At 65.4% G+C, this 13,325-nt stretch carries 11 protein-coding genes; 5 read left to right on the top strand and 6 right to left on the bottom strand.

Annotated features, from left to right (window positions below):
- The first annotated feature begins 42 nt into the window (after positions 1–42).
- Positions 43–1,926, top strand: coding sequence for a Stk1 family PASTA domain-containing Ser/Thr kinase (gene pknB / locus Q0X68_RS04405; protein ID WP_297748121.1), 1,884 nt, complete (start codon positions 43–45; stop codon positions 1,924–1,926).
- On the opposite strand, the gene Q0X68_RS04400 is transcribed toward pknB, so the two are convergent.
- Positions 1,923–2,510: an aminodeoxychorismate/anthranilate synthase component II gene (locus tag Q0X68_RS04400; protein WP_297748118.1), complete on the bottom strand. Its 588-nt coding sequence runs from the start codon at positions 2,508–2,510 to the stop codon at positions 1,923–1,925. The genes pknB and Q0X68_RS04400 overlap by 4 nt on opposite strands.
- A gap of 46 nt (positions 2,511–2,556) precedes the next feature.
- Between Q0X68_RS04400 and Q0X68_RS04395 the strand changes: the two genes are divergently transcribed.
- The gene (locus Q0X68_RS04395) at positions 2,557–3,318 is read left to right on the top strand and encodes a DUF881 domain-containing protein (protein ID WP_297748115.1); all 762 of its coding nucleotides are present in this window, start codon (positions 2,557–2,559) and stop codon (positions 3,316–3,318) included.
- 235 nt (positions 3,319–3,553) lie between these two features.
- Positions 3,554–3,838 (top strand): cell division protein CrgA, encoded by a 285-nt coding sequence (locus Q0X68_RS04390; protein WP_108871264.1) that lies wholly within the window; start codon positions 3,554–3,556, stop codon positions 3,836–3,838.
- Positions 3,839–3,875: 37 nt separating this feature from the next.
- Here Q0X68_RS04390 and Q0X68_RS04385 read toward each other — a convergent pair whose 3' ends face one another.
- The gene (locus tag Q0X68_RS04385) at positions 3,876–4,280 is read right to left on the bottom strand and encodes a YbjQ family protein (RefSeq protein ID WP_297748111.1); all 405 of its coding nucleotides are present in this window, start codon (positions 4,278–4,280) and stop codon (positions 3,876–3,878) included.
- Positions 4,281–4,338: 58 nt separating this feature from the next.
- On the opposite strand from Q0X68_RS04385, the gene lysS reads away from it, so the two are divergent.
- Both lysS and Q0X68_RS04375 read left to right on the top strand, forming a co-directional pair.
- Positions 4,339–5,841 (top strand): lysine--tRNA ligase, encoded by a 1,503-nt coding sequence (gene lysS, locus Q0X68_RS04380; RefSeq protein WP_297748107.1) that lies wholly within the window; start codon positions 4,339–4,341, stop codon positions 5,839–5,841.
- A complete protein-coding gene (locus tag Q0X68_RS04375) occupies positions 5,842–6,390 on the top strand; it encodes a DUF1707 domain-containing protein (RefSeq protein ID WP_366127721.1) in 549 nt (182 codons plus the stop codon).
- Positions 6,391–6,487: 97 nt separating this feature from the next.
- Here the strand turns inward: Q0X68_RS04375 and Q0X68_RS04370 are convergent, their stop codons facing one another.
- The 4 genes from Q0X68_RS04370 to Q0X68_RS04355 form a co-directional block, all read right to left on the bottom strand.
- Entirely contained in the window at positions 6,488–7,981 is a 1,494-nt protein-coding gene (locus Q0X68_RS04370; RefSeq protein WP_297741586.1) for a catalase, read from the bottom strand.
- Positions 7,968–8,438 (bottom strand): Fur family transcriptional regulator, encoded by a 471-nt coding sequence (locus Q0X68_RS04365; protein ID WP_297748104.1) that lies wholly within the window; start codon positions 8,436–8,438, stop codon positions 7,968–7,970. The genes Q0X68_RS04370 and Q0X68_RS04365 overlap by 14 nt, the downstream gene beginning before the upstream one ends.
- A gap of 52 nt (positions 8,439–8,490) precedes the next feature.
- A complete protein-coding gene (locus tag Q0X68_RS04360) occupies positions 8,491–8,751 on the bottom strand; it encodes a hypothetical protein (RefSeq protein WP_297748102.1) in 261 nt (86 codons plus the stop codon).
- Between the two features lie 82 nt (positions 8,752–8,833).
- The gene (locus Q0X68_RS04355) at positions 8,834–13,282 is read right to left on the bottom strand and encodes a DUF4185 domain-containing protein (RefSeq protein WP_297748098.1); all 4,449 of its coding nucleotides are present in this window, start codon (positions 13,280–13,282) and stop codon (positions 8,834–8,836) included.
- Between the last annotated feature and the right edge of the window lie 43 nt (positions 13,283–13,325).

Below are 13,325 nucleotides of genomic sequence, written 5' to 3'. Positions count from 1 at the left end.
TCGGTCTGCCAGAATGTTGAGAAGTTGGAAAGGAACGAGGCGATGACTGAGCGCGGAACTTTGCTCGGCGGCCGATACGAGCTCGATGAGGTCATCGGGCGAGGTGGCATGGCCGAGGTCTGGCGTGCCCGAGACACCCGACTCCAGCGCGACGTCGCCGTCAAACGTCTGCGCCTCGATCTGGCCTCCGACAACACCTTCCAGGCACGTTTCCGTCGGGAAGCTCAGGCCGCTGCTGGCCTCAATCACCCGAACATCGTTGCGGTCTACGACACCGGCGAGGAAGCCGACCCCGCGTCGGGGGTCATGGTGCCGTACATCGTGATGGAGCTCATTGAAGGTGTCACGCTGCGCGAGGTGCTGCGCGGCGGCCGCAAGATCGTCCCTGAGAAGGCCCTCGAGTTCACCGCCGGTGTGCTCGACGCGCTCGCGTATTCGCACCGGGCTGGCATCATCCACCGCGACATCAAGCCCGCCAACGTGATGTTCACCCCGCCCGGCACCGTGAAGGTGATGGATTTCGGCATCGCCCGCGCCGTCGCTGACACCTCCGCGACGATGACCCAGACGGCCGCGGTGATCGGCACCGCGCAGTACCTGTCGCCTGAGCAGGCCCGCGGGCAGAAGGTGGATAACCGCTCCGACATCTACGCCGTCGGCGTGTTGTTGTACGAGCTGCTCACCTCGGAGCCCCCGTTCCAAGGCGATTCCCCCGTATCCGTGGTGTTCCAGCATGTGCGCGAGCTGCCGGTGCCGCCGTCGCAGCGTGACCCGGAAGTCACGCCGGCGATGGACACCATCGTGATGCGCGCGCTCGAGAAAGACCCACGCGACCGCTATCAGGATGCGTCGGAGATGCGCGAAGACATCGTACGGGTGCTGAACAACCAGCCCGTCCGGCCCGCTCCTCGCTCCCACGCCACCGATGCCCCCACCCAGGTGATCGCGAGTGACCCGATCACCACTACCGCCCGACGTGCCGCCCCACCCGCCGCGGGGGCACCGCTGGCTGCGCATGGGGTCGAGCACGACGCGCATGCAGGCCCTGAGAATGCTGCGGAGGCCGAAGAGGAGCTGGAAGAAGAGAAGTCCAGCAAGGGGCCGATCATCGCGATCAGCATCCTCGCTGGCCTCCTGGTGATCGGCGTCATTGCCATGCTGCTGTTCTTGAACAGAGAGCCCGGCGGTGAAGCGGTGCCGTCACCCTCACCGTCACCGTCCGTTTCTGAGACTGAGAGCGAGAGCCCCTCACCGACGCCCACCGTCGAGATGGTGGCGGTGCCGCACGTCGTCGGACTCGGGCGCGCCGACGCCGAGAACCGCCTGCGCGATGCCGGTCTGTCGCCCGTCGTCGAGGAAGTATCCGACGGCGCCACCGAGGGCAACAACGGCACGGTGAAGAGCTCCAACCCCGACGGCGGCAGCGAAGTGGCTAAGGGCAGCGAGGTGCAGCTCCAGGTGTACACCTACGTGGTGAAAACCATCGAGGTGCCAGGAAACCTGGTGGGCATGACGGAGCAAGCCGCCATCGACGAGCTCGTCGCGGCTGGGTTCAAGAAGGAGAAGATCGAGTTCGTCGAGGAAGAGACCGACGCGCAGCCGGCAGGCAACGTCATCAAGGTCACGCCGACGGGCGCCGTCGACCCGGACAGCACCATCACTCTCACCGTCGCCCGCGAATCGGATACGGCCGAGGTGCCCGATTTCACGGGTATGACCGCCGAGCGTGCCCAGCAACTCGCCGAGCAGAGCGGGTTCAAGGTGGAAGTCACACCAGTGCCCACTGCTGACCATCCGGAGGGCCTCGTGTTCCAGCAGAGCGTCAACCCGGGAGCCTCGCTGAGCAAGGGCGAGACGATCAATTTGTCGGTGGCGCAGGCGCCGGAGGAGCCGCCCTCCGACGACGAGGGCGACGACAACAACTAGCGCTCAGCGCCGCATTCTGCGAGCCAGTTGCCCAGCATCTCGTGTCCGCACTCGGTGAGCACGCTCTCTGGGTGGAACTGCACGGCTTCGAGAGCGAGCTCGCGGTGCCGTACCGCCATCACCACACCCGACGAGGTGCGCGCGGTGATCTCTAGTTCGGCGGGGAGCGTCGACTCGATGATCGCGAGCGAATGGTAGCGGGTGGTGCGCACCGGCGATGGGAGCCCCCTGAACACCCCGCGGCCGTCGTGGAACACGTCGGATACTTTGCCGTGCAGTTGCTCTGGCGCGCGGTCGACGGTGCCGCCGAACGCCACGGCCATGGCTTGCAGACCAAGGCAGACGCCGAACAGCGGTAGGCGTCCGGCGAGGTCGCGGATCACGTCGATGCAGACGCCGGCGGCCTCCGGCGTACCGGGGCCCGGGGATAGCAGCACGCCGTCGTAGGGGTCGTGCCAGGATGTGTCGTCGAACCGCGGGTCGTCGTTGCGCCACACGTCTACCTCTGCGCCGAGCTGCTGCAAGTACTGGACGATGTTGTAGACGAACGAGTCGTAATTGTCGATGACGAGGATTCGGGCCACGGCGTCATTGTGCCATCGATGGGTGGCGTCGCATACCATGGCGGGTGTGGATGGACGACGCAAGCTGCCGCGGCTGAGCCGGCCGCAGCGCCTTCCGCGCACGCGGGCCGGGCGCGTGGCGACTGTGCTCGTCTTCGTGTTGGCGGGCCTGCTCATCACCGTCTCCGGCATCGCGGCAAGGGGCACCGACCTGCGCAACGACCGCAACGTGTCCCTGCGCGACCTCATCAATACGCATGCCCAGCAGAATAGGCAACTGCAGGAACAGATCGACACCCTCCGAAGTGAAGTCGACGAGTTGTCGTCGCGGGATTTTTCGCTTGGACAGATACGCCGAGACACGAGCGAGGCTGAGATGGTTGCGTCGACGGCGCCAGTGGCCGGGCCTGGCGTGCGCGTCACGCTGACGGATGCCCCTGCTGATGTGAAGCCGGCCGGCGTGGATGACGACGATCTCGTCGTGCATCAGCAGGACATCCAGTCGGTGGTGAACGCGCTGTGGGCTGGCGGGGCCGAGGCCATGACCATCCAGAACCAGCGCGTGATCGCGACGACGGGCATCAAATGCGTGGGGAACACCGTCGTGCTGCACGGCGTCCCGTACGCACCGCCGTACGTGATCGAGGCCATCGGCAGTCCCGACAAAATGGAACAGGCCCTCGATACTGCGGATGCGGTACGGGTCTACCGGGAGTATGTCGATGCGTACGGACTGGGGTATGCGCAGGAGCGCCTCGATGTCGTCGAGATGCCCGCGTTCTCCGGCGTCCTCGGCATCACGAACGCCCAGGCCACGTCTGGTGATTGAGTAGTGCCCTGCGCCACCCCGGTGATTGAGTAGCGCCCGAAGCGGCGTATCGAAACCACACCCCTCTCATCACCTGGCTAACCCGATATCCACACGCGTTTCGCAAATCGGCCCCAAAACGCTCATTTCAGCAAACGAGTGTGGATATCGGGTTACCCCCGCGGCCGCACCCGAGCTCGCGTGGCGTTATGGGGCCAGCTGAACTAGCATTGGCGCGAACCCGCAAGGAGGAACAGTGCCAGAATCACGAGTGCGCAAGGAAGCTGCCAAAAAGAAGCTTGCCAAGCAGCGCCACGAGCAGGCTGAACAGCGTCAGCAAACGACGAAGCTTGCCAGCGGTGGACGTGACTGGGTGCCGTGGGTGTTCATCCCCGTTGGTCTGTTGGGCGTGCTGTGGATGGTGGTCTGGAATCTCGCTGGGCGAATGATTCCGTTCATGCAGGCACTCGGCAACTGGAACCTGGGCATCTCCATCGGCCTCATCCTCGCTAGCCTCGCCCTCATGACCCTCTGGAAGTAGCGAGCGCCTTCCACGCGGAGCTCCTCCGCCATCCACGTTACGGCGACGGCTGACCCACCCCGTGTGCGCGTGGCCGCGGGCGCGGAGGTTCGAGCGTCGTGTCTGCAATCTTCACCGCCGTACCGTAGGCGGTGATCTCCCCTACCGACTCGGAGATCTGCTCGGAATCGAACCGCACGCCGATCACAGCGTCGGCCCCTGCCTCCTTGGCCTGCATCACCATCGCGCCCAATGCGTCCTGGCGCGCCCGTGTATTGATGTAGAGCATGTCGGGGTTGTGCGCTTGATCGCGTGGCCGCGTCGCCACCCCGACGACCACGCCAATGATCTCGGACATGTCCGGCAGCGTATTCGTCGTCGTCACCGGTAGCGAGTACCGCAAGAACTCAGGCCGACGCGGGTCGACGTCGGGTTGCGGCCTCGGCGAGATGGGAGTCTCCATGCCGCCTACGGTACAAGGTGATCGGCGCGCTCCGCCGCCGCAAGCTAGGATGCGAAGCGTGACTGACGAGAACCTGCCTACCGATTCTGAACAGACCGCCATCCGGAAAGAGAAGCGCGACCGCCTCCTCTCCGCGGGCGTCGAACCGTACCCCGCAGACCTGAAACGCAGCCACACGCTCGAGCAGGTCCGCGCAGGATGGGGCCACCTCGAGGCCGGGGAAGAAACCAACGACGAGGTCTCCGTCGGTGGCCGGGTGGTGTTCATCCGCAACACGGGCAAGCTTGCGTTCGCCACGTTGCAGGACGGCTTTACCCCTGACAACAACGGTGAGCGCCTCCAAGTGATGCTCTCGCTCGCCGAGGTGGGCGAAGAAGCGCTGGCTGCGTGGAAGTCCGACGTCGACCTCGGCGACCACGTGTGGGTCGCCGGTCGAGTGATCGCGTCGAAGCGCGGAGAGCTGTCGGTCATGGCGTCTGAGTGGCGCATGGCGTCGAAGGCGCTGCGTCCACTCCCGACGATGCACAAGGACCTCTCGGAGGAGTCGCGCGTGCGTCGTCGGTACGTCGATCTGATTGTGCGCGACGAGGCGCGCGAGATGGTGCGCAAACGCTCCGCCATCACCCGCGCGGTGCGCGAAACGCTGTACTCGCAGAACTACCTAGAGGTAGAGACGCCCATCTTGCAGCTTCTGCACGGCGGCGCGGCGGCGCGCCCGTTCGGCACGCACCTCAATGCGTTCGACATCGACATGAGTCTGCGCATCGCCCTCGAACTCCACCTCAAGCGCACCATGGTGGGCGGAGCCAGCCGGGTGTTCGAGATGGGGCGCGTATTCCGCAACGAGGGCGTCGACTCGTCGCACTCCCCCGAGTTCACCATGCTCGAAGCCTACGAGGCGTGGGGCGATCAGTTCAGCGTCGGGAAGCTCACACGAGAGATCGTGCTGGCCGCCGCCGACGCGGTGGGCACCCGCCAGGTTGAGACGCCGCAGGGCACCATCGACCTGGATGGCGAGTGGCCCTGGGTGCCGGTGTATCCCCGCTTGTCGGAGGAGCTTGGGCGCGAGATCACCGTCGACACCCCTGCCGACGAGTTGCGCGCCCTCGCCGACGAGCGCGGCGTGGAAGTGGATCCGGCGTGGGACGCCGGGAAGCTCGTAATGGAGCTCTTCGGCGAGATCGTCGAGCCGACGCTCATCCAGCCGACGTTCGTGTGCGACTACCCCGCCGTCGCCCAGCCGCTGGCGCGCATCAACAAGGATGATCCGGGCAAGGTGCTCGCATGGGATCTCATCATCGGCGGCATGGAGCGCGGCACCGGCTTCACCGAGATGATCGACCCGGTGATTCAGCGCGACGTGCTCACGGCGCAGTCGCTCAAGGCTGCGGCAGGCGATCCCGAAGCGATGCAGCTCGACACCGACTTCATCGAGGCACTCGAATACGGCGTGCCCCCGATGGGCGGACTCGGCATCGGCATCGACCGTCTCATCATGCTGCTCACGGGTGCGGGCATCCGTGAGACCATCCTCTACCCCCTGCTGCGCCCCCAGTCCTGACTGGCCCTTCTGCGGCTAGGCTGGCCGCATAGAGGAAGCCGCTACCGCATCGGTGATCACGACCGTGAGGCCGTGCTGCGCGTCCTGCAGGAAGCGCATGGAGCTGGTCGGCTCGACGCCGAGGAGCTCGACGAGGCCATGGGCCCCGGCGTCACCGTCGTCCTGGATCTCCACCAGGTCATGGCGGGCAACGACATCGACCAGGCCGCCCGGGGCGACGGCTACGTCGTCGCGCAGGAGTACCTCCCCGAGGCGAAGAACGGCGACGTGCGCATGTTCGTCATGAACGGCCAGCCCCTCGAGGTGGACGGCCGGATCGCCGCATTCCGACGTCGCTCGTCCGACTCCGACATGCGCTCCAACATGTCCGACGGCGGCAAGGCCGAGGCCGTGGAGGTCAACGTCTTCAGCCCCGGCGGGCTCGGCTCGTGCGAGGCGCTGTACGACATCGACTTCTCCCCCGCCGCGATCGCCGACCTCGAGCGCAAGGTCAACATGCGGGCGCACTACGGCGCCCAGCTGCCGAACAAGGCGCTCAACACCATCTGAGCGCAGACCGACGAAGAAGGATCAAGCCTTGTTGCGGTTTTCCGCAACAAGGCTTGATCCTTGTCACGCTCCCGACGGCGTCAGCCGCGGGATCGGGTCACTCGGCGTCGCCGGCACCCATCGGGTTGTCGCCGCCCTTGCCGTCGCGGCCGCGAGCCTCGAGCTCGGCGCCCACCTCGGCGTCGATGTTCTTCCAGTACTGGATGAAGCGCGGGTAGACGATGTCGTCGAGGTCCGGCGCCTGGCCGGCGAGGGTGTCGACGAGACGGGCGCGCTGGGCATCGTCGAAGACCTCGCGCACGAGGGTGTGCGCCTGGCCCCAGTCGTCGTCCTCGCTGTGGAGGGTGTACGCGGAGCGCACCATCTGGCCGTCGGCCTCCCAGCCGTTGTCCACCGGGCCCTCGACCTCCTGGTAGCCGCGACCGTAGGAGTTGGGCGCGTAGACCGGAGCGTCACCGCTGTGGTGGTACTGCATCTGCCCCTCCTTGTCGTAGGAGTTCACGGGGCAGACGGGAGCATTGACCGGCAGCTGGTTGTAGTTGGTGCCGATGCGGTTGCGCTGCGCGTCCGGGTAGGAGAAGACGCGGCCGAGCAGCATCTTGTCGGGGCTCACGCCGGTGCCGGGCACGGTGTTCGACGGGGAGAACGCCGCCTGCTCGATCTGCGCGAAGTGGTTGGTGGGGTTCTCGTTGAGGGTGAAGCGGCCCACCTCGATGCGCGGGTAGTCCTTCTTCGACCAGGTCTTGGTGAGGTCGAACGGGTTGAAGCGGTATTCCTTGGCCTCGTCGTACGGCATGACCTGGACGTGGAGGGTCCAGCTCGGGTACTCGCCGCGCTCGATGGCCTCGAACAAGTCGCGACGGTGGAAGTCCGCGTCCTTGCCGGCGAGAGCCTCGGCCTCCTCGTTGGTCATGTTCTCGACGCCCTGGTCGGTGAGGAAGTGGTACTTCACCCAGAAGCGCTCGCCCTCGGCGTTGACCCACATGTAGGTGTGCGAGGAGTAGCCGTTCATGTTGCGCCAGGACTTCGGCAGGCCGCGGTCGCCCATGAGGTAGGAGACCTGGTGCGCGGACTCGGGGCTCAGCGTCCAGAAGTCCCACTGCATGTTGCCATCACGCAGGCCGGAGGCCGGCATGCGCTTCTGCGAGTGGATGAAGTCGGGGAACTTCATGGGGTCGCGGAGGAAGAACACGGGGGTGTTGTTGCCCACCATGTCGAAGTTGCCCTCGTCGGTGTAGAACTTCAGGGCGAAGCCGCGGACGTCGCGCCAGGTGTCGGGCGAGCCGAGCTCACCGGCGACGGTGGAGAAGCGGGCGAGCATGCGGGTCTTGGCACCGGGCTGCAGGAAGGCGGCCTTGGTGTACTTGGAGACGTCGCCGGTCACCTCGAACTCGCCGAAGGCGCCGGAGCCCTTGGCGTGCGGGGAACGCTCGGGAACGCGCTCGCGGTCGAAGCGGGCGAGCTTCTGGACGAGGGCGACGTCGTGGAGGAGCAGCGGGCCGTTGGCGCCGATGCTGAGCGAGTGGGCGTCGGACTGACGCGGCTCGCCGGTCTCGGTGGTGGAGGGAATGGACGGATCAAACTTGGTCATGATTGGTCCCTTCATGCGTGGTGGTTGGGGCTGGTTGACGACATCTGGCGCACAGTCCTCGGTAGATCACCTCGGCCTGGTCCACCTCGAACCCGTGGTCGACCGGGGGCTCGAGGCAGGGCGCGGCACCGACGGGGCACGGCACGTCCTCGAGCCTGCCGCACTCGCGACAGACGACGTGGTGGTGGTTGTCCCCGACCTCGAGCTCGTACCGCGAGCCACGACCGTCGATGGCCACCCGGCGCAGCAGGGCCGCGTCGGTGAGGGCGTGGAGGACGTCGTAGATCGCCTGTTTCGAGACCGTGCCCAGTCGTTCCCGCACGGCGGACGCGACGTCGTCGGCCGTGGAGTGGGGATGCTGCTGGATGACCTGCAGCGTGGCGAGCCGGGGGCTGGTGACGCGAAGCCCGGCAGCACGCAGCGACGCTGCGTGGTCCACCGGTTCCAGAATCGTCATGCCACCAGCCTAGCGCATTTCTGGACTTGGTCAAGAAAACAAGGAAGTCCAGTCAGCTTTGGTGCTCGCGCAACGCGCGGAAGGTGTCGAGCTCCTCCTTCGCCACGCCGTCGATGGGGGAGAGCATGGTGCGCATGATCTCGTGGTGCGCGATGAGCGCCGCACCGTGGGCAGCACCGAACTGGTCCAGCTCGGACACGAGGACCCGGGGCGGGCGGTCCATCATCCCCGCGAACGCGCGCTCGAAGGCGGGCACGCCCAGCCGCGCCACCGGGGTGAAGGCGCCGCCGAGGACGACGATGTCGGGATCCACAGCAGCTGACCTCCAACAAAGGCTCAGGCCTCTGACACGTATTCCGCTCAGTTGCGGAACACGTGTCAGAGGCCTGCCTTCATTAGAACCCCGTCCTCGGCAAGCCGGGCCGCGGACGATCAGCGCCGAGGTTCGGCGGCTGTGGCTTCTGCGACGGGCCCGGCATCACCTCATCCGACGGGTCCGACTGAGGACCTGACGGCTCGGGCTCAGGATCAGGCTGCGGCTCGGGCTCCGGCTCGGGAACAGGACCCGGCTGCGGCTCCGGCTCGGGCAGCTCGATCTCGACGATCGCTGGTTCCATCCCGGGGGCCGTGGAGGTTCCCGGACGTGAGTCGCCCGACTTCGCAGTCACCGTGAGCTCCGCCACGGCCATCCACGGGTTGTCCTCGGCGGGCTCGTCCGAATCCGGCCATGCGTTCAGGCCGACGAACTTCACGTACCGGCCGCGCGCGTCGAACGAGAGCTGCTGCCAGTCGTCGACACGCTCCAGCGTTCCCTTCGACACGGGTTCGCCCCAGTCCTTGCCATCGTCGGAGACGTAGATCTCGTACTCCTTGGCCTGTCGAGCCTTCGCACCCGCCCTGGGCAGGTGCCCCAAACCGCACAGATCCTGCACCTCGCCGGTATCGACGACGATCTCGTGCGGGAAGGGCGTGTTGGTGTCCCATTCCGTGTGCCAATAGGTGGCGGGATTACCGTCGACGGCGGCGCTGCCCGGCCCGCTGCCGGGGCCCTCACCCCACATCTGCTCCGTGTCCGCCGAGACGAACTTCGGCGTCGTCGGCTCGCCACAGACGGATTCCATCACCACGCCTGCGCTCACCTTGCCAGCGCTCGAGTCGAGAATGAGCGGCAGGAAAGCCTTGCCGAGGGCGGCGTCGACGTTCGTGAGCGTCAATGTGAACTCCTTGCTCTCCCCGGCCGGGACCACCGGAATCTCGGGCAGGTCAGAGACCTGCCAGCCCTCGGGGAACTGCGCGTGCAGCGTCGCGTCGCGGATGTCGACGGTGCCGTTGTTGATGACCTTCATCGTGAGCTTCGCCATCTGACCTGGCCAGAGCTGCGTGCGCTCCGTTTGCAACGACAACCCGACGGCGGGCGTGATGCTCCACCTGTCATCGCTCATATCGCCGGGAAGCTGCGCGAGCTTGCCTGCCTCGAGCGCCTGCTCCGGGTACTCCTTCCCGCCCAGGTTGCGGTGAGGACGAACCTCGTCGCCATCAGTCTCCGAAAGCACCGCGTTGGTGGTGGCGTTGGTGACCCGGTAGATGCCGTCACCGTCGCGGATGATCTGCCATTTCTGCTTGTTCGCAGACTGATCCTCAATGGATCGGCACGGCTCGAAGTTGGGCGCGGCACCAATCTCGGTGACAACACCAAGTGTCTCGAAACCCTTCGAGATCGCGAGGCACTGGCCCGTCACGCTGGAGCGCAGCTGATAGTAGCGATCCGGCGTGGGCGTGAGGTACCACGTATCGGTGCCGTACACGTCGGGCTCAATTCCCGTCTCGCCCAGCACCTTGTTCGGCTCGCCGTGGAGCGAGAACCGGTACATGCCCTCCTCCAACGGCTGATCGTCGACGTTCATCCACTGCGGCGAACGCCCCACAGCGTCGATATCCGACTTGAACTGGTTCCAGCTCTTGCCGCCGTGATTACCAGTCCAACCCATCTGCGCGACGAAGCGGAGGCCGTCGCGGATACGTTCGGCCTGCGCGTTTTCCGTCATGGCCTGAGCGTGATCCACCCACATCGAGGCCTTCACGCCCGTGAGCTGCGGGTGCCCCGGCTCGACGCTCCCATGGCTGCCGAAGAACACGCCGGGGTGCCATCTCGACGTCCACAGATTCTCCGGGTGGATGGAAATGTCCTCGTTGGGGTGGCGGGTGTCGTAGAGCGCCAGTGAGGCATTCATGATCTTGTGCCCGCGATCGAGGATCGACTTGGCGGGGACGCCGCGGTCGATCCAGTGCTCCACCACGATGTCGGAATCGAGCTGCACCTTCGTCGCGCCATGGATGCCGTCGTTCCACATGCGCAGCGTCAGGCCCTTGCTCTTGGCGTGCGCATTGACGGTGTTCACGAAGTCGAACACGGCGTTGTTGATGGTTTCGAACGCATCACCAGTGACCGCTTCATCGCCGAACTTGTCGCGCACGCACTCAACGAGACGCTTGTAGTGCGCAGGGTCACTGCCCAACATGTATTCGTCCGAACCGACGTGCCACTGCTTCGGCTGGAACACCTCGATGTACTCATCCATGAGGTCCAGGTAGAACTTGACCGCATCGGGATTGCAGACGTCAAGCCGATTGGGCTGGTGCTTTCCCTCGTCATCAATGAGCTGGAATTCCGGATAATTCTCCAGCACGACGCCCATGTGGCCGGGCGAATTGATCTCCGGAATCACCTCGATGCCCATGGCGTTCGCCTTTTCGACGAACTTCTTCACCTGCTCCTTCGGGTAGTAGCTCCACGTGTTGAGCTTGGGGTACTTGTCAGATTTCACCTTGATCTGCAGCAGCACCTGGTTGAGCTTGAGGTCAGCCATCTCGACGAGCATGCGGTCGATCCACTCGTCGGAGATGTTCACCTCGTAGGCGCTGAGGGTGAGGCCGCGTTCTGGGTATTTCGGTTTGTCGACGGTGTGCCCCGCCGTAAGCGTCGTGTCTTGGCGCAGCAGCTGCGAGACGGTGCGGGTTGCGTAGAACGCGCCTGCTTTGGTGGCAGCGACGATGGTGACGCCGTCGGCGCTCACGTTGAGGGAGTATCCCTCGTCGCCGAGCTCGTCCTGCTTGGCGGGATCGATGCGCACCTCGATGTCGCTCGCTTGTTTGCCGCTGGTGACGAACTGCGCGGGGGCTCCGTCGCGGTAGTTGCCGATCTCGCGCGAGAGCAGGTCTGCGCTGGCGCGGAACTCTTCGGGCGCGACGATGCGGGTCTGGTCGCCGAGCTTCCAGGAGCCCCCAGCGGCGCTCCAGTCAGTAAGCGACGGAACCGTCACGGGCGGCGTGGCCGGCTCGGGGTCGGCCTCCTGCGTGGGCTCGCCTAGTGCGACGAGGCTGAAGTCGTCGCCTTGCACCCAGCGATCGCCGGTCATCGTCGAGCCTGCGTACACCTGGATATTCCTGTGCTCGCCGGAATTGAATTCAACGACGAACTTCGTGTACCCGCGCAGGTCACCGAATGTTTTCTGCGCAATGGTGTCGGTGCCGACCTCAGTTGGGCGCACGCCGATCCTGCCTTCACCGGCGTTACCGCCGACGGTGTCTCCTGTGGTGAGCCATCCGGTGAGGCGATAATCCGTGTGCGGAGTGACGGCGACGTTCTGCGTCATCAGGTGTTCGCCGCCGGCTGCGCGTACCCAGAATTGCCGGCGGCCCACATTTGCCCACGCAGATTGGGTGTCAATGCCCCCACGGTTCGACGGGCTCCAGCCGCCGGGAACGTCAAACTTGTCGCTGCGCTCGAAGGACGGATCCACCAACAGATTCGGGTAGGTGATCTTGCCCTTGTCGTCGAGGGTTACTTTCATCAGCGCGACGTTGTACTCGTTCCACACCGACATTGCGAAGTAGAGCTCGCCCTTGGGCGACCACGGGTGCATAAAACCGCCATACAGCCCCGGGTAGTCCTGTTGGGTGGCGAGCACCTGAGGTTCCTGCCAGGGCCCCGTCGGCTCGGTAGCCGTACGCAAGACGAGGTCGGCGTTGCCGTCGAGGTAGACCATCTGCCACAGGCCTGAGTGCGGGTCCTTGCGTACCGACAGCTCGGCAACCGGGCCCTTCATCAGCGGAGTGATCGACGCGTAGTCCTTCGTCCAGGCTGAGCCGGTGTAGAACTCCCAGGCGCTTTTGTCGAGCAGATCGCCTTCCTTGACGCGGGCGAGGTGTGCGTCGCCGAGGCGCCCGTTCGGGGTGCCGAAGACGTAGATGAATCCGTTGTCTTTGGCGAAGGCCTTCATCTGCAGGGGGTCGTTGCCGTCGGGGTTGTCGAAGCGCGGGGCGTCGTCGGTCTTCCAGGTTTCCCCCAAATCGTCGGAGTACGCCATCTGGGCGAAGTTCGTGTCCCACTGGCCGGGCTCTCCCCAGTGGCGCACCGACATGAAGTCGAGGTACTGGCGCTTGCCCACTGCGATGCCGGCGGTGGGGATGACCGTCATCTCATCGTTGTCTTTCTTCTTGCCCTCGATGATGCCCTTGGCCTTGCCGTCCTCGCCGGTGAGCGCCCAGTCGAAGGTCATGCCGTCGGCGAGATCCTTGTCAGTGGAGCGCAGCAGCACGTTCGAGCGCCAGTTATCGACGCCGGCGCCGTCCTTTCCGGGCGTGGTGAAGGTGTCGCCGAACGCTGTCAGGATGCCGCCCTCACCGTCCTCCCACATCACGCCGAGGTCCGTCGCTCCGATATCCCAATCCTTCTTGGTATCGGTGGCGGCGTGCTGGCCGGTCATTTCCTCCACGAATACCGCGGGGCTCGGAGTCGCAGCGTCGGGGGCAGCTTCCGCGTTGAGTGCTGGCGTCGATGTCATCGTCGCCACCATACAAACTGCAGTCAACGCTCCGACGCGCTTG

Origin of the sequence: uncultured Tessaracoccus sp. (assembly GCF_947286155.1) — a bacterium.
Taxonomy (GTDB): domain Bacteria; phylum Actinomycetota; class Actinomycetes; order Propionibacteriales; family Propionibacteriaceae; genus Arachnia.
Note: the sequence above shows the minus strand (reverse complement) of the source record. Positions and strands in the feature narration are given on the sequence as shown.

What these genes read in the sequence shown, in the direction of transcription:
- pknB (WP_297748121.1), top strand. Translation starts at nt 43, where the DNA reads ATGACTGAGCGCGGAACTTTGCTCGGCGGCCGATACGAGCTCGATGAG.
- Q0X68_RS04385 (WP_297748111.1), bottom strand. Translation starts at nt 4,280, where the DNA reads ATGGAGACTCCCATCTCGCCGAGGCCGCAACCCGACGTCGACCCGCGT.
- Q0X68_RS04355 (WP_297748098.1), bottom strand. Translation starts at nt 13,282, where the DNA reads ATGACATCGACGCCAGCACTCAACGCGGAAGCTGCCCCCGACGCTGCG.
- Q0X68_RS04365 (WP_297748104.1), bottom strand. Translation starts at nt 8,438, where the DNA reads ATGACGATTCTGGAACCGGTGGACCACGCAGCGTCGCTGCGTGCTGCC.
- Q0X68_RS04370 (WP_297741586.1), bottom strand. Translation starts at nt 7,981, where the DNA reads ATGACCAAGTTTGATCCGTCCATTCCCTCCACCACCGAGACCGGCGAG.